The 25,199-nt window shown below is 34.9% G+C and carries 20 protein-coding genes, 1 tRNA gene and 3 pseudogenes; 12 read left to right on the top strand and 12 right to left on the bottom strand.

Annotated features, from left to right (window positions below):
* The 4 genes from GWJ05_RS01265 to GWJ05_RS01250 form a co-directional block, all read left to right on the top strand.
* A partial coding sequence (locus GWJ05_RS01265) for an RHS repeat domain-containing protein (protein ID WP_202612549.1) occupies window positions 1-1,165 on the top strand: 1,165 nt, incomplete at its 5' end.
* An 8-nt stretch (window positions 1,166-1,173) separates the two neighbouring features.
* Window positions 1,174-1,971 (top strand): hypothetical protein, encoded by a 798-nt coding sequence (locus GWJ05_RS01260; protein ID WP_161680918.1) that lies wholly within the window; start codon window positions 1,174-1,176, stop codon window positions 1,969-1,971.
* 234 nt (window positions 1,972-2,205) lie between these two features.
* Window positions 2,206-2,562: a deaminase gene (locus GWJ05_RS01255; RefSeq protein ID WP_141124218.1), complete on the top strand. Its 357-nt coding sequence runs from the start codon at window positions 2,206-2,208 to the stop codon at window positions 2,560-2,562.
* Window positions 2,559-3,017, top strand: a complete 459-nt coding sequence (locus GWJ05_RS01250; protein WP_103005227.1) for a hypothetical protein — start codon at window positions 2,559-2,561, stop codon at window positions 3,015-3,017. The genes GWJ05_RS01255 and GWJ05_RS01250 overlap by 4 nt, the downstream gene beginning before the upstream one ends.
* A gap of 158 nt (window positions 3,018-3,175) precedes the next feature.
* Here the strand turns inward: GWJ05_RS01250 and GWJ05_RS01245 are convergent, their stop codons facing one another.
* Window positions 3,176-3,568 carry a hypothetical protein gene (locus tag GWJ05_RS01245; RefSeq protein WP_161680916.1) on the bottom strand — a complete coding sequence of 131 codons (393 nt, stop codon included), beginning with the start codon at window positions 3,566-3,568 and terminating at the stop codon, window positions 3,176-3,178.
* A gap of 187 nt (window positions 3,569-3,755) precedes the next feature.
* Between GWJ05_RS01245 and GWJ05_RS18760 the strand changes: the two genes are divergently transcribed.
* The 3 genes and pseudogenes from GWJ05_RS18760 to GWJ05_RS01230 all read left to right on the top strand — a co-directional run bounded on the left by GWJ05_RS18760 (window position 3,756) and on the right by GWJ05_RS01230 (window position 5,240).
* A complete protein-coding gene (locus GWJ05_RS18760; RefSeq protein WP_158482385.1) occupies window positions 3,756-3,857 on the top strand; it encodes a hypothetical protein in 102 nt (33 codons plus the stop codon).
* Between the two features lie 40 nt (window positions 3,858-3,897).
* A pseudogene (locus GWJ05_RS18650) lies at window positions 3,898-4,005 on the top strand (hypothetical protein); the annotation flags it as partial.
* A 32-nt stretch (window positions 4,006-4,037) separates the two neighbouring features.
* Window positions 4,038-5,240, top strand: a complete 1,203-nt coding sequence (locus GWJ05_RS01230; protein WP_337247512.1) for a S8 family peptidase — start codon at window positions 4,038-4,040, stop codon at window positions 5,238-5,240.
* 265 nt (window positions 5,241-5,505) lie between these two features.
* On the opposite strand, the pseudogene GWJ05_RS18470 reads toward GWJ05_RS01230, so the two are convergent.
* The 3 genes and pseudogenes from GWJ05_RS18470 to GWJ05_RS01215 all read right to left on the bottom strand — a co-directional run.
* Window positions 5,506-5,721: pseudogene (locus GWJ05_RS18470) on the bottom strand (tyrosine-type recombinase/integrase); the annotation flags it as partial.
* Window positions 5,722-5,734: 13 nt separating this feature from the next.
* Window positions 5,735-7,006 (bottom strand): annotated as a pseudogene (locus tag GWJ05_RS18385) (tyrosine-type recombinase/integrase).
* Between the two features lie 175 nt (window positions 7,007-7,181).
* Window positions 7,182-7,266: transfer RNA gene (locus tag GWJ05_RS01215), tRNA-Leu, on the bottom strand.
* Between the two features lie 1,479 nt (window positions 7,267-8,745).
* Between GWJ05_RS01215 and ampH the strand changes: the two genes are divergently transcribed.
* Entirely contained in the window at window positions 8,746-9,975 is a 1,230-nt protein-coding gene (gene ampH, locus GWJ05_RS01210; protein WP_036939234.1) for a D-alanyl-D-alanine-carboxypeptidase/endopeptidase AmpH, read from the top strand.
* 82 nt (window positions 9,976-10,057) lie between these two features.
* On the opposite strand, the gene lptG is transcribed toward ampH, so the two are convergent.
* Together lptG and lptF are read right to left on the bottom strand one after the other, a co-directional pair.
* Window positions 10,058-11,137 (bottom strand): LPS export ABC transporter permease LptG, encoded by a 1,080-nt coding sequence (lptG, locus tag GWJ05_RS01205; RefSeq protein ID WP_036939237.1) that lies wholly within the window; start codon window positions 11,135-11,137, stop codon window positions 10,058-10,060.
* Entirely contained in the window at window positions 11,137-12,234 is a 1,098-nt protein-coding gene (lptF, locus tag GWJ05_RS01200; RefSeq protein WP_036939240.1) for an LPS export ABC transporter permease LptF, read from the bottom strand. The genes lptG and lptF overlap by 1 nt, the downstream gene beginning before the upstream one ends.
* A gap of 286 nt (window positions 12,235-12,520) precedes the next feature.
* Here lptF and pepA point away from each other — a divergent pair, with 286 nt between their 5' ends.
* The 4 genes from pepA (at window position 12,521) to GWJ05_RS01180 (ending at window position 18,379) form a co-directional block, all read left to right on the top strand.
* Window positions 12,521-14,029 carry a leucyl aminopeptidase gene (gene pepA / locus GWJ05_RS01195; protein ID WP_115370507.1) on the top strand — a complete coding sequence of 503 codons (1,509 nt, stop codon included), beginning with the start codon at window positions 12,521-12,523 and terminating at the stop codon, window positions 14,027-14,029.
* Window positions 14,030-14,134: 105 nt separating this feature from the next.
* Window positions 14,135-14,584 carry a DNA polymerase III subunit chi gene (locus GWJ05_RS01190; protein ID WP_023583544.1) on the top strand — a complete coding sequence of 150 codons (450 nt, stop codon included), beginning with the start codon at window positions 14,135-14,137 and terminating at the stop codon, window positions 14,582-14,584.
* A gap of 13 nt (window positions 14,585-14,597) precedes the next feature.
* On the top strand, window positions 14,598-17,486 hold the full coding sequence (locus GWJ05_RS01185) for a valine--tRNA ligase (RefSeq protein WP_036939248.1): 2,889 nt from the start codon (window positions 14,598-14,600) through the stop codon (window positions 17,484-17,486).
* Window positions 17,487-17,860: 374 nt separating this feature from the next.
* Window positions 17,861-18,379: a GNAT family N-acetyltransferase gene (locus GWJ05_RS01180; protein WP_161680920.1), complete on the top strand. Its 519-nt coding sequence runs from the start codon at window positions 17,861-17,863 to the stop codon at window positions 18,377-18,379.
* A 72-nt stretch (window positions 18,380-18,451) separates the two neighbouring features.
* On the opposite strand, the gene GWJ05_RS01175 is transcribed toward GWJ05_RS01180, so the two are convergent.
* The 6 genes from GWJ05_RS01175 to GWJ05_RS01150 form a co-directional block, all read right to left on the bottom strand.
* Window positions 18,452-19,732 carry an EpsG family protein gene (locus GWJ05_RS01175; protein ID WP_161680914.1) on the bottom strand — a complete coding sequence of 427 codons (1,281 nt, stop codon included), beginning with the start codon at window positions 19,730-19,732 and terminating at the stop codon, window positions 18,452-18,454.
* Window positions 19,733-20,797 carry a glycosyltransferase WbsX family protein gene (locus GWJ05_RS01170; RefSeq protein WP_161680912.1) on the bottom strand — a complete coding sequence of 355 codons (1,065 nt, stop codon included), beginning with the start codon at window positions 20,795-20,797 and terminating at the stop codon, window positions 19,733-19,735.
* Window positions 20,798-20,851: 54 nt separating this feature from the next.
* Entirely contained in the window at window positions 20,852-21,706 is an 855-nt protein-coding gene (locus GWJ05_RS01165; RefSeq protein ID WP_161680910.1) for a glycosyltransferase, read from the bottom strand.
* A gap of 30 nt (window positions 21,707-21,736) precedes the next feature.
* Window positions 21,737-23,146, bottom strand: coding sequence for a hypothetical protein (locus GWJ05_RS01160; RefSeq protein ID WP_161680908.1), 1,410 nt, complete (start codon window positions 23,144-23,146; stop codon window positions 21,737-21,739).
* Between the two features lie 22 nt (window positions 23,147-23,168).
* The gene (locus GWJ05_RS01155; protein WP_161680906.1) at window positions 23,169-24,683 is read right to left on the bottom strand and encodes an O-antigen translocase; all 1,515 of its coding nucleotides are present in this window, start codon (window positions 24,681-24,683) and stop codon (window positions 23,169-23,171) included.
* A gap of 95 nt (window positions 24,684-24,778) precedes the next feature.
* Complete coding sequence (locus tag GWJ05_RS01150; protein ID WP_161680904.1) at window positions 24,779-25,198, bottom strand: sugar 3,4-ketoisomerase; 420 nt, start codon at window positions 25,196-25,198, stop codon at window positions 24,779-24,781.
* Window position 25,199: the final 1 nt, after the last annotated feature.

Below are 25,199 nucleotides of genomic sequence, written 5' to 3'. Positions count from 1 at the left end.
CGCCAAAGGTTATCAAGACTATCACTACGACATTAATGGTCGATTAACCCAAAAAGTGGTTCATCAACACGGTTTTCGAGCAAAAACGTGGTATTACCAATGGAATACGCTTAATCAACTTATTGCCTGTTTTAATCCTGAAGGGGAATGCTGGCGCTACACGTACGATGCTTTTGGGCGACGCCTCAGTAAAAGTAAGGTAGTCGATAATCGCCCTATTTCACCGCCCAATTCACCGTTTAAAAATAAACGCATTCAGCGTGTCGATTACCTATGGTCTGGCGACCAGATGGTGCAAGAAACCCCTATTTATGCGGATGGCACACTGGCTTATGATTCTCAAATTCAGTGGCTCTATCAACCCGGTGAAATTACTCCAACAGCCCGTTATCAACGTGGAAAACTGCATTATGTCGTCACTGACCATCAAGGCACGCCACGCGAAATCTTTAGCGAAAAAGGGATTATCAGTTGGGCGGGTCGGTTAAATACCTGGGGACAAATGGCGTTTTGGCAATCTCATGATGATTATGCCGATAACGACCCTGAATATACCGAATGTCATTTTCGATTTGCGGGTCAATATGAAGATAAAGAAAGTGGCTTGTATTACAATCGCTTTCGCTACTATGATAAGGATACAGGGCAATATATTTCGCCTGACCCAATAGGATTATTAGGGGGCTTTAATCCGTATGGGTATGTGCATTGTCCGACTGGGTGGGTTGATCCGTTTGGGTTGGCGGGTTGTCCAATTAGAGAAATAAATGGTACAAAAATATATGGTAAAGGGCAAAAAGATGGAACTCCTGGTCACGATCAATTTTCTGAAGTAATAGCTAACAAATTAGCAATGAGTGGTCAATTTAAAGCTATTTATTTAAATAGATCATATTCTTTTGCTTTAGGAAAAAGAATATCAGCAAGACGCCCCGATGTTATGGCTATTGATATACACGGTAAAATTCATGCCATAGAATTAGCTTCCAAAACAGACATGGGAACAAAGTTACCATTGCTTACATCACGAAATCATGAGGTAATAAGTAAGTTACCAACTAAACAACAAGGAAAAATCCTTATTCTTGAGCATGAATATAAGCATAAAGATATAAAAGAGATATTAGATAAATTAATTCTGGATATATTAAGAAATAATAATTAGGAGAAAAGATGTACTCAGGAATCGCTTTATACAATACTGAAAAATTGAATTCAAAAAATGCTCTTGATTTAGCTGAAACCTTTTTTAAAATTTTCGATCTAATAATAACATCAGCAGGATATTACAAAAAGATAGAATATGGTGCATATAAAGGTGAGCATGATATAGTTATGGGCTCACTTTCAGATTTAAAAAAACAAATAGGAGAAAATAATACTATTTCATTTAGAATATATTCAGAAAAAAACGATATAAAACCATGGTATGCTTCTTTTGGTTATACAACAGAGCAACTTCTAGGGTTTTCTTATATTGATATCCAATACCCATCTATATGCAATGAATCCAAACTCATTACTAAATATATTAACTCATTCGACCCTAATATAACTTTTTCATATGGAATTAATTATTCTTGTGAAAAGGTTACTACAGCATTTTACTATGCAACAGATACTAATTTATCAAGCATATATCTTTATGAAAAAACGTCATTATTTGAAGAGGAATGTCCTGGTAGATTTAAAGGAAAAGCCAGATACAAAGCCTCTATGTTAAGAATGGTCTATCCAGTTAATATTATCAACTCAAATCACCTTGATATTATTATTAATAATATCACTTTAAAAAAATGGATATTCAATAATAAAAAAAATGGTTCTATAATAAAAATGAAGAATAATATGTGGTTATGGTTAGTTGATAGTAATCAAATTGACAGAATTAATAAAACTCTTGGTGAAACTGGAGTTTTAATATCATGGTCACCACTGCATTTAGAAAAGAAAAAACGAAAACTACCATAACTATAAATATTTAAAAGTATGTTATTTTAATTTTAAAAAATATAAATTAACTATCATAAATTATGGTTATTCCTATAAACACTATAAAAGACCTAATTAATATATTTTTTAAATCCTATTAAATTATTAGCAGGCTTTAATCCGTATGGGTATGTGCATTATCCTACTGGGTGGGTTGATCCATTTGGGTTGGAAGGGTGTCCCTGGGAAAAAATTGATAGTTTTAGAGCAAAGATGCAACTACCCGTTCTTGGAAGGAGAATTCCTACTTCTAATGATGGATTACAAACTGTTGCTTTTGTTTCTATTGAAAATAGTCAATTTTTTGGTATGAATAGACTAGCCATCCCAGGATTAGAATTCGCTTCTAAACGAAAAGAATGGTTTAGAAAAATATACAAAAGTACAGGCGTAGAACCATCAACAATTTCAAAAGTAGCTGCAGATGCTGAAGGACTTTCATTGGTCAGAGCATATAAGCGCATTACGAAGAATGGTGGGCAGATGCCAAAAGAAGTCACAATATTCGTTGAACGACCAACATGTGATTTTTGTAAGAACTACTTACCATTATTAAGAGAGTCAACGTGAATTACTTTGAGTTTAGCGATCCGGATGGGAAAATTTCTAAAAACTTTCACCTGGAAAAATATAGTCTTTTTTTTCTATCCTACCCAGAAAATAAACATATTTGGACTAAGTCTCACACAACTCTGGCTAGTCGTTACTTTTCTGAGAATGGAAAGATTATTTCCACTTTATTTTATTCTCATAATGTAGCACAAGGAAGTTTTTCATTACTTTATAGCCATGGTAGCTCAGGGTTCTACTCTTTAGGAGATAAAAGCAAAATGAATCAGTTAATTGATTTGGATGGGCAACTTGATCTTATATTTACAGGGGCTTGTATCTCCCCAGAAAAAGCATTCTTAGTAATAGAAGATTTTTCTAAAAACCCGTTAGAGCTATCAAAAAAAATTGATTGGATTAACACTAAAGATGTAGACATGACAGAAAAATATAAGTTACTAGGATTAGAAGACTAACATTAATGTTATCTGTAATTAAATTATTATTTAATTACAATGAAAATATAATTAACTCTCATATTTAACATCAAGAATATTAATATTTTCATTGCACTGTGTAACACAACCTCGGCTACATAAGCTATATAAGCCATAAATTTAATTCAGATCATCCTTTAAGGTAACTCAACTTCACTGATACTCGGTGTTGCATTCGTGCTACCTTGATAAATATTGGCATATCCTTGCTGTGGATAAATAACCACGGCATTTTTTTCAATATCAAAATCGCAGTTAGTCATCTTAGGCATAAAGACTGCTTGTTTATTCTTAGCATTAACAACCCAGATACCACCTGATTCACAGTCCCTTCCTAACTGAGTTTGTACCACGCTATATCGCCCTTCCTCAGCTAAAAGCTCACATGAAATAGACTCATTACACCCCTCAAAAGGTGAAAATCCCTCTGAAGTCTTTACCGTTTCCAATTCATCCCAAGTTACTGCATAAGCATTTATAGCTAACAGTGATAGACTTAATCCTAGTATCAATTTTAGCTTCTTGTTCATTACGACATCCTATTTTGTCAAATTTCAATGAAAAACATAAATTATCTTAATATTGTAGCCGTTTTTCTGATCTTTTTATCTCATTCACTCTTATAACTAACTTATAAAAATACTTTCTTTTCTTACCAATGAGCACTGAATTTAATCTATCACTTTATGGTATTACCTGAACAATGATTATACTTGGGTGAAAGAAACTGGAAAGATAAATAATAAAAAGCACTACCGCATCTTATTGATAATCAATAAGGATATTTATAAGAGACTGGGTCAACTTCAATCAAGATGACATCTGCTTAAGCATGTTAATACAATAAGCTTGGTGTAGTGCAATGAACATTACCTATCCTGAAAATCGTTATTTAGTTCATTTTCCAGAAAATCCAACATATTGGTTAAACGCCAATTCAATTGAAAATCAAATGGAGCTGATGTAAATCTACCAAACGTACATCCCTACGCTTCTGATATTAGAGTAGCCATTCTTGACAGTGGACTTCCTGATAGACATGTATTAGAACCATGGGTATCAAACTATAATCTTTCTGATCCGTTAGCAAATGATTTACCTGATGGGCCATCACATGGTTTGGGTGTAACTTCCGCTTTTCTTTTTGGCCCTCTTTGGCCTGATGAAGAAGCACCCAGACCATTTTCATATGTCGATCACTATAGGGTTTTAGACGAAAAAACTACAGAAGAAGACCCATATGAACTTTATAGAACACTTTCACACCTAGAAGACATATTATTATCTAGACAATATGAATTCATGAATCTAAGTTTAGGGCCTGATCTACCTATTGATGATGATGAAATTCATCCATGGACTTCATTAATTGATAATTATTTATCTGATGGTGAAACTTTTCTGACAATCGCAGCAGGGAATAATGGTAACAGTGACAATTCATTAGGGTTAGATCGGGTTCAGGTTCCGTCTGACTGTGTAAATGCTCTTTCCGTAGGAGCCACTGATCAAGTTGATTCTGAATGGAAACGAGCATCTTATAGCGCAGTGGGCCCTGATCGATCTCCTTGTTTAGTAAAACCTGATCTTGTTACTTTTGGTGGGACACCAAAACAATATTTCCATATACCAAGTTCTATTGATTTTGGAAAGTTAACACCTATTTGTGGAACAAGTTTTTCAGCGCCTTATCTTCTACGATATGCTGTTGGTATACGTGCAATTTTAGGGTATGAAATATCGACATTAGCAATTAAAGCTCTACTGATTAATTCAGCAGATCAATCAACGCATGAAAAAACAGAAGTTGGTTGGGGGAAAATACCCGATTTAATTAGTCAAATTGTCGAATCCCCAGATGGTACCGCTAAAATTCTATATCAAGGTGAACTCTACCCTGGCAAATATCTTAGGGTTCCATTACCAATACCGAAAAATGGAATAACTGGAAAGGTAAAAATTAAGGCAACCTGTTGTTTTTCTAGTCCAGTTGATCCTCAAGACACATCTATGTATACAAAAGCAGGTATAGAAATTACATGGCGACCAACACCTGATAAAACAGATACATTTTTTAAACAGAAAACAGTTGCGACTGAAGCTGAATTACGTTCGGATGCTGGAAAATGGGAGTCTGTTTTGCATGAAGAAAAAGGAAAGTTAGGAAGTAGTCTCAATGATCCGTGTTTTGAAATCCATTAAATGGCAAGAGATGGAGGTGATCGGATATCTGGTTCTAAAGCATCTATTATTAAATATGCTTTTATAGTATCTCTCGAAGCACCCAAAACACCGGATATCTTTACTAATATTCTTAAATCCAATACAAAATTAGTAGAAATACAGCCTAGACTTCCAATCCCTATCCCTGTAAAAATTTAACATACACCATACAACCATCTTTACGTTCAGAGATAAAGATGGCTTATTTTATTATTAGAAATTCACACTAACCACATTTCCTACTCTACACCTCCAACTCATCCATATAGTCCGCATACCACTGCATCATTTCTCTGCGTCCATCCATATACTGAGCATGGTTATAAGTTCCACGGATCGCGTTCTTATCGATATGTGCGAGCTGGGTTTCAATCCATGCAGAGTTATATCCCTTCTCATGCAAAATCGTGCTCATTGCGTGGCGGAGGCCATGTTCTGTTAGCCATTCTTTATACTCCAATCAATAACCTAATTTAAATTGCCTTTAATGGATTGCTCGACTTCGCAAAACTAAAAGGTGAAATCTCCCTCTCCCTATTCGCATCCAAATAATCTGCCCACCATTGCACCATCAGTCGCCTTTCTTCAATATGCTCCGCCTTATGAATATAAGCCGCCCTCACTGAATTACACTCTTGGTGGCTCATCTGCCTTTCTACTGCATCCTTAGACCACAAGCCTGACTCAATCAACGAGCTACACGCCATTGTTCTAAAACCATGCCCACACACTTCTGTCTTATTGTCATACCCCATCACACGTAATGCGTTGTTTACTGTATTTTCACTCATTGGTTTTCTTGGATTGTGATCACCGATAAAGATCAGCTCGTGGTTACCGCTGAATTGGTAGATCTGTTTTAAGATTTCAATAACTTGTCGGCTTAAAGAAAATAAATGAGGTGGTACGCATTTTTGATCCGCAATGGGAGTGTTTAACGCCTTCTATCGCTTCTCGTTCAGCGGGGATCGTCCACATGGAATTTTCAAAATCGATTTCATCCCAACGAGCAAAGCGCAATTCACTGGAACGAATGAAGACTAACAAGGTAAGTTTGACGGCAAGTTTAGTTAAAGGTCTTCCCTTATAATCATCAATGCGTTGTAAGAACTCAGGTAAGCGTTTAAGCTCTAATGTGGCCCTATGAATTCGTTTACCTGTCGCGACTGCGCCAGCCATGTCTTGCGCTGGGTTATAGTCGATTAAACCACTTTGTACGGCATAACGCATTATAGCTGTCACACGTTGTTGTAGACGTGCAACCACCTCAAGACATCTAGACATCTCTACGGCTTTAATAGGTTCGAGGAGATCACGAGTTTTCAGTTCCGCAATATTGCATTTACCAATAACTGAAAAAATATTGTCTTCAAGGCTTTTGAGTACCCGATGGCTATGCCCCTCTGATCACTTCTTATTGGTTGCATGCCAATCACGTGCAACCTTCTCGAATGTATTAAATTCCTTTTGTTGCTCTTCTTTTACTTCTTTGCGTTTTTCACTAGGATCTACTCCGTTAGCGACAAGTTTTCTTGCCCCATCTCGTTTTTCACGGGCATCGCTAGGGAGACATCAGGGTATACACCAAATGCTAGCATCTTTTCTTTACCGCTAAAGCGATAACGAAAGCGTCAATATTTAGAACCATTGGGGTGAACCAGAAGAAATAATCCTTTACCATCTGTCAGCTTATACGCTTTATCTTCAGGTTTTGCAGAACGGATCTTAGTATCGGAAAGTGCCATTTTAACTGTCTTCGCAACCGAATTGTGGGTGTATAACCTTATCGAATCGGCATACCCACATCATTCACCTCATATCGGATGAGTTGAGTATACGTGGTAAAATTAAAATACGAGGAAAAGCCTTATAAATCATGGAGTTCATGCATAAAAAAAGACGCTTTAAGCGTCTTGTTTTTGGTGCCGAAGGCCGGACTCGAACCGGCACACCCGAAGGCGGTTGATTTTGAATCAACTGCGTCTACCAATTTCGCCACTCCGGCACTGAAGTGTTTTTGGAAAACCTGCCCATTATACTTGTGTGAAGCCCCCTCGCAACAATTATTGTTAGTTTTCAGCTTGATTGGCGAAAAAAACTGCATTTGTGGTTTGTGGTTACAGTAAAAACACAATTGTTGCGTCGTTCAAAAACCGCTATCGTGTAGGTTTAAGTCGTATTGTATCAATCATCAAAACTTTTTGAGGCAATTCTATTCAGTTTCACTTTTATTTATTCTCTCTTCTCTGCTTCACCCTCTATTTTATTCTCACTTTTTAAAAGACAATTAATATTAAATATATTTATTTACTCTTCTATAGCAATACCTTATTTAAAATAAAATAGTCTTTAATTATTATTCAATATAAGTGATATATTTATTTTTATATAGCGATAAGTAAAAAAAGGATCAAAACTTGGGTTAGTGTTTTGATCCAACAGTACTACTAAACGAGGGCTTAGTTTTATTTTAATGACTATAAGTTATTTTTATAGCGTCACTGCCCTTTTCTTCCCTGGTGTGAGGAAGCAGGTAGTTATATTTTATATGATAAATACACGTCTTTATCTATACTGTGTTTTATTGATATAAAGGTACTTATTACTAAATTAATAAACTTAATTTTAAAAAAAAAGGGTCTAATCTTTAATATAATGATGTTGAAATATTACTAATAACATATAACTTATTTATTATTTATTATTTATTATTTATTATTTATTATTTATTATTTATTATTTATTATTTAAGAGGCTAGTTTATAATATACCTTTTATTACTCCACTCTATTATTGCTGTGTTATCTTTGCGCTGTCACACTTATATTTTCAGTCTCTCGACTTGATGAAGCTATAATAAGTTTAATTTCACAATCTCACAATCATTAAATTATTACAAAATATGACACAGACTAATATTATTTTTATAAAACACCAAATACAGATCAATTTAAGATAAAGATAAGATTAATAATTTATAAAAATCACCAAACAAAGAGCGAAACACCATTCGTTAACATTTTCTTGATATACATATCCTAACTTAATAATAAAGAAAAGCTAATAATAGGACTAAAAATGCACGATAAATGAGGAAGATTGTAACTTAACAGTAATACTTATCTCATTTTTAGATGAGAAATAAGAGAGAAATAGCTTTTTATAATGCAGTTTTTCTTCACTATCTTTATATCAGAGACAATTTAACACATTTAATGCCAACTTTTTGATAACCGGCTCTTGCACTGATAGACATTCTTATTTCTGATAATATAATCAAAATTTGGTTTAAATCTGATTAGAAGGTGTTGTTATGGGCATTGTTGGCTGGATTATTACAGGTATATTTGTTGGTATTATCTTAGGTGCCGTATTAAAAATGATAAAGAAAAAATAGCGCGATAAGAAAGGCACCAATTTAAAACATAAACCACTTATGTTGATCGCATTCCTTTCACCTCACTGACTTCTGTTGAAAGTAAAAATGAAAAAACATTTTCTAAAATATCTTATGATCCCGGTCGCTTTGCTGACATTGAATGCGTGTAGCCAGCGTTCATCATTACCACCAGCAACACAGCCTTCTATGTTAAATCAGCAGAATAATGTACCTGAACTAGCACAGTGGCCGACAGCATTAAGCCCCAATGTAAGCAATGCGCGTGTGTTGTTTGATAAATATGCATCGCAGATTTACCAAAAGAGTAATCCCCAAGGCATGGTTATTGTTATGATCAATAACTCTCAAACCTTAAACCGATCTTTTGGAACAACAACCCCAGAAAGCCGTCATGCACCATCAATGAACTCACTTATTCGCATTGCTTCGATTACAAAATTAATGACCAGTGAAGTCATGCTAAAGCTACAAGATGATGGAAAATTATTAGTTACTGATCCACTGCAAAAATATAGCTATTACGGCGTCGATATCCCATTAGTCAGTACTCAATCCCCTATCCGTCTTTATCATTTAGCAACCCATACTAGTGGTTTTCCACGAGAACAACCCGGTGGAAAATGGGGCAGACCTGTTTTTATTTGGCCGACCCATGGCGATCGTTGGAATTGGTTAAAAAAAGCGACATTAACATCGCCCGCAGGTGATCAAGCGTCATATTCAAATTTAGCCTATGACTTATTAGCGGATGCCTTAGTGAAAGCATCAGGTAAAAGTTATCCACAACTTTTAAAACACTATGTCACTCAACCCGCAGGTATGACCAATACCACATTGACGCCGACGCCCACACAGTGTCAGCGATTATTAATCGGATATAAACCAAGTCCATGTTCTGACACGATCGCAGCAGCGGGAAGTGGTGGCGTGTATTCAACGCCAGCAGATATGCAACGTTGGATGCAAGGCTTTTTGACCTCTCATAATGCGGTGAGAAAACCAACGGCGAGCAAAGAACAGTCTGTCTATTTTCCTCGTAATCAACTTTCTTCAATAGAAGGTATGGATGTTGCAGGGCGTGCCGATGGTATTGGTTTAGGTTGGGTCTATATGGCGCCAGCAAATGGAATTCCGGCTATTTACCAAAAAACAGGGGGTGGCGGCGGGTTTAATACTTATATGGCAACCATACCTGAATTAAATATTGGTGTATTTGTCGTTATCACTCGTAAGCCAAATGGCACTAAATTTAGTGAAGTAACTCAAGGCACAAATGCCCTTGTCCGCGCGCTGGCAAAAGATTTTTATCAGTGATCCATGCCCAATAGTAATAAAAAAGCGCCTTGTAGGGCGCTTTTTATTTTTCAGACTGACATTATTTTCTGGTTAATATGACTTAGCGATTACGCTTCATCAATAACCATAAACTCAACGTTAAGAAGAGGATCCCCGGCACCAATGCTGCAATCACTGCCGGTATACCATAAACCAGGCTTAATCGCCCTGACACCTCATTGACGATATAGAATAAGAAACCAAAAGAAATCCCGGTTAAGACTCTTAATCCCATTGGCACAGTACGTAGTGGGCCAAAGATAAATGACAATGCCATCAACATCATGACTGCAACAGAGATAGGTGCAAAGATTTTTTTCCAGAAGTTGAGCTCATAGTTTGCTGATTCTTGTCCACTCTGTTTTAGATATTTAACGTATTGATAAAGCCCACTGATCGATAATGCATCAGGATCTAACGCCACAACGCTTAATTTTTCTGGCGTTAATCGTGTTGGCCATTCAAGTGATACCTGTTTTTTACCGGTGATTTTTTGTGGATCAGTTAAATCTGACTGCTCAACCTGTTTTAACATCCACGTTTTTTTATCCACATCATAGGTTGCACTTGATGCATAACGTACTGTTTCTAGTTTTCTATCATTATTAAAATCATAGAGAGTGATGCCTTGCATCTCATTTTGGCTCTTTATTCTGTTGATATGAATAAATTGGTTGCCATCTTTAGCCCACATACCGCGGTTAGTCGAAACTAAAGAATTCCCCATAATTTTTTCTGCACGATAATTACGTGCGTATTGTTCACCTTGTGGTGCCCCCCACTCGCCAATCAGAACCGTTAGCAACACTAATGGAATCGCTGTTTTCATTACGGAGCCTGCGATTTGCAAACGGGTAAAACCTGATGCTTGCATCACCACCAGCTCACTGCGTGTTGCTAATGCGCCTAACCCTAATAATGCTCCGAGTAACGCGGCCATGGGGAAGAAGATCTGCACGTCTTTAAGGATATTTAAAATCGCATAAATACCCGCATCAAGTGTGGTGAAATCTCCTTGCCCTACTTTACGGAGTTGATCGACAAACTTGATAATGCCCGATAATGAAACAAGCAAAAATAGTGTCATCAAAATCGACTGTAAAATAGTACGCCCGATATATCTATCTAATACACCAAACATCAGGCAACTCCTTTCTTAAAGCGAGCTCGGAATTTACGCATAGGCAAGGTATCCCAAATATTTAATAAGATAGCTAAGCCAAGATAAACACCATTAACGCTCCACATCGCAATGAGGGGATCCACTTTTCCTTTTTCGCCATTAGAATGCAACGAACTTTGTAATAAGAAAAAGACCAAATAAAGCAACATTGCAGGTAACATGCTTAATACACGACCTTGGCGTGGATTTACCTCGCTTAAAGGCACCACCATCACAGCCATAATGACAACAGAGAAAATTAGAGTTAATCGCCAATGGAATTCAGCAATAGACTCTGTTTCATTAGAATGCCAAAGTTCAGTCATCGTTTTTTGCTCTACACGATTGCTACTAATAGTCGATTCACGATGTCCGATAACAGCTTGGTAGTCATTAAAATCAGTGATACGAAAATCACGTAATACAGCCGTACCTTCATAGCGAGTTCCCTCACTGAGTACAACAATCTGATTTCCGTTAGGCAATTCCTTGGTATAGCCTTTATCTGCCACCACAACAGACGGGCGCTGATCTTGTGTTGGGCGTAACTGTGCGAGGAACACATCTTGGAATTGGTTACCTTTCACGCTACCAAGATAAAGCACCATATTACGATCATTGGACATTTTAAATTGTCCTTCCATCAAGGCTGCTAAACTTGGGTTCGCCTTGGCATCTTCAAGCACTTGCTCTTGATGTGCTGATGACCATGGAATAAGCCAAATCACATTTCCTGCTGCTAATGCGCTAGTCAGTAATGAAAGCAACAGTGCGGCTTGCACTAAGGCTTTTTTACCTATCCCGCACGCATTCATGACGGTTATCTCACTTTCAACATAAAGTTTGCTGTAAGTCATCAGAAGCCCAAGAAAAAGGCTTAGTGGAAGAATAAGCTGTGCCATCTCGGGAATTCCCAGCCACAGCAGAGAAATCACAAGGTTTGTAGGAATGTTACCTTCTACAGCAGCCCCTAAAATCTCAACCAGTTTCTGGCTAAAGAAGATAAGCATCAGAATAAATAAGATGGCTATCTGACTTTTAAGGGTTTCCCGAGCTAAATATCGAATTATAATCACGCTAGTTATGCCTGTGAAAACTTGTCTTTTTGCAGGAAAATCGCTAACTTCGTTGTATATCTATCATTTGTGCATCTCAGTTAGACATTCTTGCAGCCCAAATGATATCAAAACATGCTATAAACAGGTTCCCAATAAGAACAAGCTTATAAGTTAGCTAAATTAGTTGTGTTCAATTAATGCATTTAGCTTAACATAAAAAGTAAACTTTCTATGGGGTAGATTAATGCGGATCACTATTCTAAACGATACTTTCCGTTTTTGTCTTTAATATTCAGGAGAACGCATGGAGTTTAATGTAAAAAGCGGCAGCCCAGAGAAACAACGCAGCGCTTGTATTATCGTGGGGGTGTTTGAGCCTCGTCGTTTATCTCCGATCGCGGAGCAACTTGATAAAATCAGTGATGGCTATATCAGCGCCTTGTTACGTCGAGGTGAACTGGAAGGCAAAGTTGGGCAATCACTGCTGTTACATCATGTACCTAATGTTCTCTCTGAGCGCGTTTTACTGATCGGTTGCGGTAAAGAGCGTGAGTTGGATGAACGTCAATATAAACAAATCATTCAAAAAACCATTAACACGCTCAATGAAACTGGCTCAATGGAAGCGGTTTGCTTTCTCACTGAGTTGCATGTTAAAGGTCGTAATAACTACTGGAAAGTACGTCAAGCGGTTGAGACTGCAAAAGACTGCCTCTATACCTTTGATCAACTAAAGAGCAATAAGACAGAACTACGTCGCCCATTACGTAAAATGGTCTTTAATGTACCTACTCGTCGTGAACTACCTAGTGGTGAACGTGCCATTGCTCACGGTTTAGCCATCGCATCAGGTATTAAAGCATGTAAAGATTTAGCAAACATGCCACCCAATATCTGTAATGCCGCTTATTTAGCTTCTCAAGCGCGTCAATTGGCAGACTCCTCTTCAAATGTTTCTACGCGTGTTATTGGCGAAGAGCAAATGAAAGAGCTCAACATGAACGCTTACCTTGCGGTAGGCCAGGGCTCTCAAAATGAATCTTTAATGTCTATCATTGAGTACAAAGGCAGTAAAGATCCTGAAGCTCGCCCAATCATATTGGTCGGTAAAGGGCTGACATTTGACTCGGGTGGTATTTCTATCAAACCTGCTGATGGCATGGATGAGATGAAATATGACATGTGTGGTGCCGCAACAGTCTATGGCGTGATGCGTGTGGTTGCAGAACTACAATTACCGATTAACGTTATTGGTGTACTTGCGGGTTGTGAAAATATGCCGGGTGGAAAAGCCTATCGCCCTGGTGATATCTTAACAACTATGTCCGGCCAAACCGTTGAAGTATTAAACACTGATGCTGAAGGCCGCTTAGTTCTATGTGATACGTTAACTTATGTTGAGCGCTTTGAGCCTGAGTTAGTTGTCGATATTGCAACATTAACAGGTGCATGTATGGTGGCTTTAGGGCATCACTACAGCGGATTAATGTCTAATCATAATCCGTTAGCACATGAGTTAATGAATGCATCAGAGCAAGCGGGTGATCGCGCTTGGCGTTTACCATTAGGCGATGAGTTCTATGAACAAATTGAATCTAATTTTGCTGATTTAGCCAATACAGGTGGCCGTTTAGGTGGCGCAATTACCGCTGGTTGTTTCTTAGCGCGTTTTGCAACGAAATATAACTGGGCTCACTTGGATATTGCAGGTACAGCATGGCGCTCTGGTAAAGCAAAAGGTGCAACAGGTCGTCCTGTTTCTTTACTGTCTCAGTTTTTACTTAATCGCGCGGGTTTGAATAGCGACGAGTAATACCGCATAATTATCAGGGTTAAGGTATTACCCTATTATTATGGTAAATAGAGCAGACTCCAAGAAGGGTATTGCAACGCAATACCCTTCTGTTATCGGGATATCATGAAAAACGCCACGTTTTATTTAATGGAACACCCATCAATACATGACGATTTACAGGCTCATGAGTGGCTTGCCTGTCAACTTACTGCTGAACATTGGCGATTAGGCAAACGAATTTTGTTAGTTTGTGAGTCTCAGGCTCAAGCAGAATTGCTTGATGAGGCATTATGGGCAAGAGAACCTCATCAGTTTGTTCCTCATAATCTTGCAGGTGAAGGCCCTCGTTATGGCTCTCCTGTTGAATTATGTTGGCCTGGAAAACGTGGTAATGCACCTCGTGATCTTCTGATTAATTTACAATCACAATTCGTAGACTTTGCCACAGCTTTCCATGAAGTGATAGACTTTGTACCTATTGATGAACAATTGAAACAGTTGGCGCGTGAACGATATAAAATTTATCGTAGCGTCGGCTTTACTTTGACAATGGCTACGCCGCCAACCTATTGAATACGTAAAAAATATGGAAAATAAATCCGCACCGAAAGAGCCATCGCTCGACACAACTTATAATCCAGCAGAGATTGAACAACCTCTGTATCAACATTGGGAAAAAAACGGCTACTTTAAAGCCAATGGCGATACAACGAAAGAAAGCTTTTGTATCGTGATCCCACCACCAAATGTCACTGGTAGCCTACATATGGGCCATGCTTTCCAGCAGACCATTATGGATACCATGATCCGTTATCAACGCATGCAAGGTAAAAACACCTTATGGCAGTCAGGAACTGACCATGCGGGTATCGCAACTCAAATGGTTGTTGAGCGTAAAATTGCTGCTGAAGAAGGTAAAAATCGTCATGACTATGGTCGTGATGCATTTATCGACAAAATTTGGGAGTGGAAAGCGGAATCAGGCGGTAATATTTCTAACCAAATGCGTCGTTTAGGTAATTCTGTTGATTGGGAACGTGAACGTTTCACCATGGACGAAGGTTTATCTAAAGCGGTTAAAGAAGCCTTTGTGCGTTTACACAAAGAAGACCTTATCTACCGTGGTAAACGCCTTGTTAACTGGGATCCTAAATTACACACGGCGATTTCTGATCTTGAAGTCGAAAACCGTGAAGTTAAAGGTTCAATGTGGCACTTGCGTTATCCTTTAGCGGATGGGGCAAAAACAGCTGAAGGTAAAGATTACCTCATTGTTGCAACTACTCGCCCAGAAACCATGTTAGGTGATACTGGTGTTGCGGTTAACCCAGAAGATCCACGTTATAAAGATTTAATTGGTAAAGAAATTATTCTACCAATCGTCAACCGCCGTATTCCTATTTTAGCGGACGAACACGCGGATATGGAAAAAGGTACTGGTTGCGTAAAAATCACCCCTGCCCATGACTTTAATGACTATGAAGTTGGACGTCGTCATCAATTACCAATGATTAATATCATGGATTTTGATGGTAATATCCGTGTTAGCGCAGAAGTATTAGACACCAACGGTGTTGAATCTGACGTTTATAGCACTGAAATTCCAAAAGCCTACCAAGGCATGGAACGTTTCGCAGCACGTAAAGCGATGGTTGCTGAATTTGAACGTTTAGGTTTATTAGAAGAGATCAAACCTCACGATTTAACCGTACCTTACGGTGACCGTGGTGGTGTTGTTATCGAGCCTTTACTGACAGACCAATGGTATGTTCGCGCGGCACCTTTAGCGAAACCCGCAGTTGAAGCTGTTAAAAATGGTGATATCCAATTTGTACCAAAACAGTACGAAAACATGTACTTCTCATGGATGAATGATATCCAAGATTGGTGTATTTCTCGTCAACTGTGGTGGGGTCACCGTATCCCTGCTTGGTACGACAATGAAGGCAATGTCTATGTAGGTCGTGACGAGGAAGAAGTTCGTCGTGAAAACAATATCGCCGCTGATGTCGTATTACGCCAGGATGAAGACGTACTCGATACATGGTTCTCATCCGCACTGTGGACATTTTCAACATTAGGCTGGCCTGAAAACACCGAAGCACTAAAAACATTCCACCCAACAAATGTGTTAGTCAGTGGCTTTGATATCATTTTCTTCTGGATCGCTCGCATGATCATGATGACCATGCACTTTATCAAAGACGAAGACGGCAAACCGCAAATTCCATTTAATACAGTTTATATGACAGGGCTTATTCGTGATGAAGAAGGCCAGAAGATGTCAAAATCCAAAGGAAACGTACTTGATCCTCTGGATATGATCGACGGTATTTCATTAGAAAATTTATTAGAAAAACGTACTGGCAATATGATGCAGCCACAAATGGCTGAAAAAATTGCTAAACGTACTAGCAAAGAGTTCCCAGAAGGTATTGAAGCACACGGCACAGATGCCCTACGCTTTACCTTAGCCGCACTAGCTTCAACTGGTCGCGATATTAACTGGGATATGAAACGTCTATCTGGTTACCGTAACTTCTGTAACAAGTTATGGAACGCAAGCCGCTTTGTTCTGATGAATACGGAAGATCAAGATTGTGGCTACCAAGGTGGTGAGATGACATTCTCACTGGCTGACCGTTGGATCTTAGCTGAATTTAACAATACCGTTAAAGCCTATCGTGAGGCGTTAGACAACTATCGTTTCGATATCGCTGCGGGTATTTTATATGAGTTCACTTGGAACCAATTCTGTGACTGGTATCTTGAACTATCAAAACCTGCGGTACACAAAGGTAATGATGCACAAAAACGCGCAGCACGTCATACACTGATTGAAGTGTTAGAAGGCTTACTGCGTCTTGCACATCCAATCATTCCATTTATCACAGAGACAATTTGGCAACGCGTGAAGGAAGTGAAAGGCATTGAAGGTGAAACCATCATGCTACAAGCTTTCCCAGAGTTCGATGCTTCACTGGTAGATGAACAAGCACTTAACGATCTTGAGTGGATCAAAGAAGTTATCGTTGCCGTTCGTAATATCCGTGCTGAAATGAATATAGCCCCAGGTAAACCACTTGATGTTATTTTACGTGGTGCGGATGACAATGCTAAGCGCCGTGTCAATGACAATATTGGTTTCTTAAAAGCCATGGGTCGTTTAGCGGATATTCGCCCATTAGCAGAAGGTGAAGAAGCGCCATTATCAGTGACTAAACTGGTTAGCGGTGCAGAATTGCTGATCCCAATGGCGGGCTTTATCGATAAAGATGCAGAGCTTGCACGTTTAGATAAAGAGCTGGAAAAAGTAGAAAAAGATATCTCAACTTTAGACAGCAAATTATCTAACGATGGCTTTGTAAACCGTGCGCCAGAAGCGGTTGTTGCTAAAGAGCGTGAACGCTTAGCGACATGCTTAAGTGCGAAAGAGAAGCTAATTGCACAGAAAGTCTCTATCGCCTCTTTATAAGCACTATCGCTTTAAAGACCCTGATATTGATAATGAAAACCCGCGTTTATCGCGGGTTTTTACTTAGTCTCTTTCAGTCAGAAAATAAAACCATTTTTCACTTAATTTCTTATTATTTACGGTTCTATTCTCGTAAATACGCCCTTTCATCCCTTATTTTCGCTTAAATTTAATCACTCACTAAAATATAACGCTAGAAATAAAGTGGAAAGTTAAGCAAAGAGGAGGGCTAACGGTTTACAAACACGCTTAATCAATTAAGATAGTTTTTGTAGCCATCCGTGCTACTTTCAATGAAGAAGTTCCTTTCCGGTGCTCTCTCAATAAATAATCAAAAAATATTCTACTAATAAGTGAAAACGATGAGTGCAACTATGACTGCAACCCAAACTATAAACTCAAATATTGTTATCCGAGCCATTGAAGAAAAAGACAACGCAGGTATTGCACGCGTTATTCGTGAAGTCTCAGCAGAGCACGGTTTAACTGCCGATAAAGGCTTTGCGGTTGCCGATCCAATTTTAGATACCCTCTATGAAGTTTATCATCAGCCACGCAGTGCTTACTGGGTTGTTGAAATGGATGGAGAAGTTGTTGGTGGAGGGGGTGTCGCACCACTTGCTGGTGGCGATGGCAATACTTGTGAACTACAAAAAATGTACCTTTCATCCAAATTACGTGGCAAAGGTATTGCGAAAAAAATCGTTCTGCAATCTCTTGAATTTGGTAAAGAGCAAGGCTTTAGCCGTTGCTATTTAGAAACCACTGATATCTTAAAAGCGGCTGTCGGTTTATACGAAAAACTAGGATTCGAATTTATTGATGAAGCATTAGGCAACACTGGACATAGTGATTGTGAGATCCGTATGGTGAAATCACTCAGATATTTATAAAATATAACGATACCCTGTCTAAATTATTTAAGATACTTAAGACATACTAAATAATTTTAGTATGTCTTACAACTATTTTGAAATAATATCCATTGTTCGTTGTATAGATTCTGCTTTTAAAATTTTAAACTCAGTATTACCACTGTGAATATCAGTTTTTGTATATATACAATCATTTAACATAAAAATAGGTTTTGATATTAGACAAACTGTGTTTTCGTTAACCAACATTATATTATCTCTGAGAATGATTCGTTGAAAATAAACCACCTGCACAGTAAAAAAGAAGAAAGAAAAAATAAAGAGTAAACTCAACCACATTTTATGAATCCGTGCAACTTCCCAGTTTTTTAGTAATAAAAAGAAACCATAGAGAAGGCAGAAATAACTTAATCTCAAATAAACAGAATAAAAATAAACAAGAGAAATACAGAAACAGAAAAAAACAAGAAAGAATTTAGTATTTTTACAATTATAATTTCCATATCTAATAAAATAATATACTAAACTAAATAATGGTAATTGTAATATAACATTATGCAAAGCCTGTTGAGGACTAGAGATCATTTTAGTAATAAGGCCATCATTACCAAGAAGATAACTAGCAACTTTTCTAGAGAAAATATTATTACCAGAAGAAATTATTATGGCAATATAGTTAATAATAGGTGGTAATAAAAAAATAAAAAATAAACTAAAAAATAATAATGTTAATACCTTTTTTCTATCTAATAAAACCACAAGTCTAGAAAAAAACATATATAGAAAAAATAATAAAATTGAATAAAAATGAGTTAGAGTTGCAATAATAATTATTATATAAAAATATAAATTTTTTCCTTTAAATTCTCTAAAAAAAATTGCCTGTAAAACTAATATTGTAGCAAAAGAATAACGCATATTATTAGCTAAAGAAATTAGATTAACAAGAAATAAAAGTATTATTAAGATTAGAAATCTGTCTTTATATTTAATATTTATAGTTAATTGCCGAAATAATGAAAATATAATCAGAAATCCCAAAAAGACAAAAGTAAATTGCATATATTGATAAGATATATCATTACTTTTAAAAAAGTAAGATAATGCATAAAATAGCACGTCCCCTTGTGCTATTCCATACTTCAAAAAACCCATAAAATCAAAATATTGTGATCTCTCAAAAGCAAGAAATCGTTCATAACCATCTCCCCAAGGGAAGATAGAAAAACCAATAATACCTAGAAAGAAAGCTAATAGAAAAAAATTTAACCTAGAATTATTAGATGTAGAAAATATACCAAAAGAAAACCAAAGTGTTGGATTTAAAATAAAAATAATTATAGAAATTAAAGATGTAATTACTTTATTCAACTACTTATCTCCAAATACAGTATTTTTTGCATTTTTTACAGCTTCTAAAAAGCCATAGCCATTATATTCATCAGGCTCTAAATAAGCTCCTTCGGCCCATTCGTTCCAAGCATTAATAAATAGAAAAGAATCAATGCTAGATTTTTTCATTTGTGTAACTAGATACTCATAAAAATTATCTGGATTCGCATTGTCAAAAACGACTCCTCGATTTTGTTTTCTTGGTGTATTATCCCATCCTGGGAAACATCCCAAATAACACTGTTTTCCATAATCACAGTTTCTTTGAGTGGATTTTTTTGTAAGAGACATATAATCCATGCGATACAATCCCTTATTAATCAACATTTTTATTTTATTTTTTAACCAGTAAATGCGATCGCTATTTAATCCTAAAGATAAACTAGGCTCAAATTCAACAACAGCTTTGGTAAAACTAGATATTGGTTGAGCTTGTTGACCGGCCATTGTTTCTACTATATGTAAACCTTTTTCAAATCCATGTTTAATAGCCAAATCATTCCAATACAATAACATGTCATCAAAATTAGGAATATTTTTAGATTTATATATCAATAACATGGGACTGCCATTGATTTTAATATAACGCTCATCTTTAAAATATTTCACTAAATAATTAAAATGTTTTTCCCAATCAGTAGAACTACCATAGTTCTGAGCAACTAATACATCCTTGTCTTTCCCATCCCACGTTCTTGCCCATGGTTCATTCGCCCAAGAAAGGCAAAAATCAATTTTGATATTTTTATTATCTAATAAATTTAATAATGGTTTCTCTAACAAAAGTTTACCATCAAACCAATAATGATAGAAACAAAAAGCATCAACACCATAACTTTTAGCCATCTCGGCCTGTTTTTCCATTACTTTTGTATCAGATAGATCATAGTAATTATTATTTAAAGGAATTCTTGGTTGAAGATGATCTTTAAATAATGGTTTTGCTTTTTTTACATTAGTCCATTCTGTAAACCCTTTCCCCCACCATTCATTGTTTTCAGGAATTTCATGAAATTGAGGAAGATAATATGCAATAACTTTCATCTAGAGCGTCCAATATATTGTATTAATGGTAAATTATAATCATCCAATTAAATATCAAGCTAAATAATTCTTACAAAAGTACTTAAAAGACTTATAGTTTTCTCTTAAAACAAACATTTTTTTTGAGAGTTTTTTATTTTTAAAAATAAAATTAGTTGATGAGTCTTCTTTATGAATAATAAAAACATTAGTATTTAATTTAGATATAAGATTTTTAGAACTTATTCTTTTTGCTAAAATTAACTCTTCAAAATATAAAAATGTATTTTTATCTAAATCAAAATAATATTTGAAATAACTAGGTGTTAATAAAAAAAATGAACCATGCAAGCAATAAACATCATCATTCTCAAGAATATTTAAATTTTTCTTTTTTTTATTTTCCATTAAATATTCTTTTAGAATCCCTCTAGAAAAATAAATAGCTTTACCAAAAAAAGGAATTAAAAGAAAAAACTTTATTAATTTTGTTTTTATTGTATCATTAAAAGGGTCATTAATATAAAGTGGATTCTGTTCATTTCCTGATAAATTTTGAATTCTTGGTCCAATCATTGCTACATTATTATCAGATAAATAAGGCTTTATTAAACTTGAGAATGAAAAATCCACGGGGAATAGTATGTCACTATTTGAGCAGATTATATATTCACATCCTGATTCTCTGGCATATTCAATACCAACATTCATTCCATTTGCAAATCCAATATTACTTTTTACTGGAATAAATATGATATCCAGAACTTCTGTTTTTAGAGCTAATTTCAAATTATCTAATTCACTTGTATTAGAATCATTATCTACAATAAATATCTTAATATTATAGTCAATGTTAACTTTCATTAATGAAAAAATTAACTCTTTTGTATCTATATATGTTTTATAATTTAATATAACTAAACCAAGCATTATTGATATACCTTAAATAAATTAAAAGTATTATCTGATTTTTTTCTTATTTAACTTCAAGATTTTAATAAGATAATAGTTTATGAACCCTAAACAATCAAAATCGAAAATAAAAAAATGTACTTTTTCATAAATACCTAAAGTACTTGAAAAAAATAATTTCTTAAGTAAATTTTTTGATATTACTTTTCTATGATTACTAGAGTACATTTTTAAATCATTATTTAATTTACTCAAGCAACTAGGAATTTCATGGCAGTTAAAATTTAATCCGTCTTTATATCTCTTTTTAACATTATTCTTACCATGAACTAATTCTAATTCTTTATACAAATCATTAAATACTAATTTCCCCTTACTCTCTGATTCTTTTAAAGTTTTACCACGAATACTATCCAAAGGCGTATAACCATATATGCCACTATAAATTGCTAGAGGTCTTAGACCATTTAGATACATTTCAGCAAATGCTGTACCACCCGTAGTTGGAGCTGTATCAATGCATGTATCACATTCTTTTAGTAAAGACATATAACGTGAATAATTTAAAGAATCATATAATTTAATGCGATTCCAATGCTTAATTTTAACACGCCACCACCAATAATCCGTACTTTTTACCCCAATCGCTATTAATTGTGAATGAATATTTTCATTCAAGTAGTTTTCTATTTCATTTTGTATTGATACTGTTCGATTAGGTTTCATTTTATAAGAAGAACCTGCAATAAGGATTTTTTTTACGTTATATGTTAATGCAGGTTCATTTTTGGTTTCAATCGGGATACCAATAAAACTTAATTTATATGAAATATTTTTATTCGATTTTTCTACCTCATATCCCCGATAAGAAATTAAAAACATTAAATCGATCACTGAGCGCCCAAAAAAGAATAAGTGATCTGCATGATTAATAAAGAATACATTAATATTTTTATACGTTTTTTTTAATAGTCCAACAGCAATTACTGTTAAGATATCATCAGGATGTATATAAAGAACTAAATTATTAAACTTACTTAAATGACTTATAATTTCTTTTATTTTTTCAATTGGTGCTACTGCTTCTGCTATTTCTATCGCAGTAAAATAATTATTTAATCTAATAAGTACGGAATTTTTAACACTTCTAGTTATAAATAGGTTTGCATCCTCTTTATTATCCATCTCTGCTATATTTTCACATAGCCTAGTATGCCCACCTTCCAAATAAGGTGTGCTAATTACATGGCAAATATTCTTTTTATCTCCCAAACTTAAATACTCATGTTCTGAAATAATAAATTCAAATGATGATATGACTTCTTTCTCTAGTTCTATTATCTCTGATAAATCATATTGACTTCCCATCATTAAATTAGCATATAATTCACATAGAGTAATCTTGTCTTCCAATATTTTTGTTTTTTTTATTTCTTTTCTTAGTTTATAAAAATTCATTATATTTACACCATAAATAAATTTACTTTAGAAGTTTCCAAAACTTAACCCTATTATAACACTCTAGAACCTTTTTTATTTTTCTATTATTAATATTTAACTTATTAATAGACTCAAGTGTAAAGAAAATTGAAATAATACTTATAATACCACCCAAAATCAAAGAGAAAACTTCAGAAATATATGTCGAGGAAAGAATTAAACCTAAAAACAAAATTAACAAAAATATAAATATAGTATTTTGTTTTGAAAAAACAAATTTATTACTTTTATTTACTATATATAAAACAATAATTGAATATATAACGAAACTAATAAAAAAAGCATACCCTACAATGTTTAGTCCAAAGTTATCAATACCTAAATAAACCAACCCAACATATAAGGCATTCCATATTAGTTCCACCATAAAAAAAACTTTACCCTTACCTTTAGCCAATAATACAAAACTTAATGGCCAACTTATTATTTTAAATAAGTCACCATATATTTGCCATCTAAGGATTACTATCGATTCTGAAAATTGTGAAGAATATAATAAATTTATAATTAAGGGTGAGATAGTTAAAAACAATAATAAAAATGGAGCTGAAAACACTAGAGAAATTTCTAATTGCTCATTTACCAATCTATTAGACTCTATCTTTCTATTAATTATACTACTTAATCTAGGGAAATAATCTGACGCCATAGCAATTAAAATAAAACTAATATAAGTCATAGATATTTGCCATGCAGCTTGAAAATATCCTAAGCTATTTAGATCAAGTTCCTTGCCAATTATAGAACGTACTATCAATTGAGATAGTATTGTTAATATTTGTGTTAACATAAAGGCAAACCCTAACAAAAAAAGGGAATGCCATTTAGCTATAAGAATACTGAATCTTGGAATTTTTGTCTTTCTAATAAAATAAAAAATATCTGAATAATAAAAACCAAATAATAAAGTAAAAAATGGTACTGATATTACAAATAAAGATAATGATAATGATGATTTATCATAAAAAATTATTAGAGAGACTCCTAATATAGCGGAAAAAATTGCTCCGAAAATCTTAGTTTTAGCTAATTCTATAATTTGTCTCTCTCCTTGCAATATTATTTGTGGAGAATTAGATAATATACTAAAAAGAATACCTAACCCTAAAATAAAAAGATGAATTTTATAGTTTTCACTGTTAAATAAAAAAACAGAAAAATAACTCATTGAAGGTAACATAATTATTATAGCTAATAACCCAAGAAATAAATTGATAAAAATTATTGAGTATTTGGTTATTATTAAATCACCATCATTATTTTTCTGAAATGCGATTTCTTTTACTCCACTATTATTTAATCCCATCCCAAAAATAGTTGCGCCTAATGACATAGTTGTAATCATTAATCCAAGTAGACCAATACCCTCAGGTCCTAAGAATTCAGCAACTACCTTATTTTTAATCAACCCAACCAATATCGTTATAATTGATGCTCCGCCTATTAATATACTAGATTTTAATATTTGTTTTTTTGATTCGGCAGTATCAATCATCATATCACCATAACTAAGCTACCTCACTAGAAGGTCTGTATTAATTTTAAAATTAAATAGCCAAGAAAATTTCATTCAAATATTCTTGACTATTTTTACATATCAGAAGAATATAAATTACTCTCAACCATTTCTAAAAATTTATCGTAGTCTCTTACATAATCAGCTTCATCATAATAAGAATCAGCCAAGACCAATAAGACACAATCTTCAGAGAAATCAAACATTTCTCTCCAAATAAAAGATTCTATATATAAACCTTGTGCAGGATTATCGAGTAATATATCTATTTTTTCTTTACCATCATCTAATTTAAAGCGACATGAACCTTTTAAAACAATAGCTAATTGTTTTAGTTTCTTATGTGCGTGATAACCTCTAATAACTTTTTCTTTTGTATCAAAAATATAATAAACTCTTTTTATTGTAAAAGGGATATTCTTATGATCTTCTAATGCAACTAAAGAGCCTCGTTCGTCACCATAACTTTGCAATTGTATGAGTCTAATATTCATA

It is taken from the genome of Proteus sp. G2626 (genome assembly GCF_009915985.1).
Taxonomy (GTDB): Bacteria; Pseudomonadota; Gammaproteobacteria; order Enterobacterales; family Enterobacteriaceae; genus Proteus; species Proteus vulgaris.
This window is presented reverse-complemented; position numbering and strand designations above follow the sequence as displayed.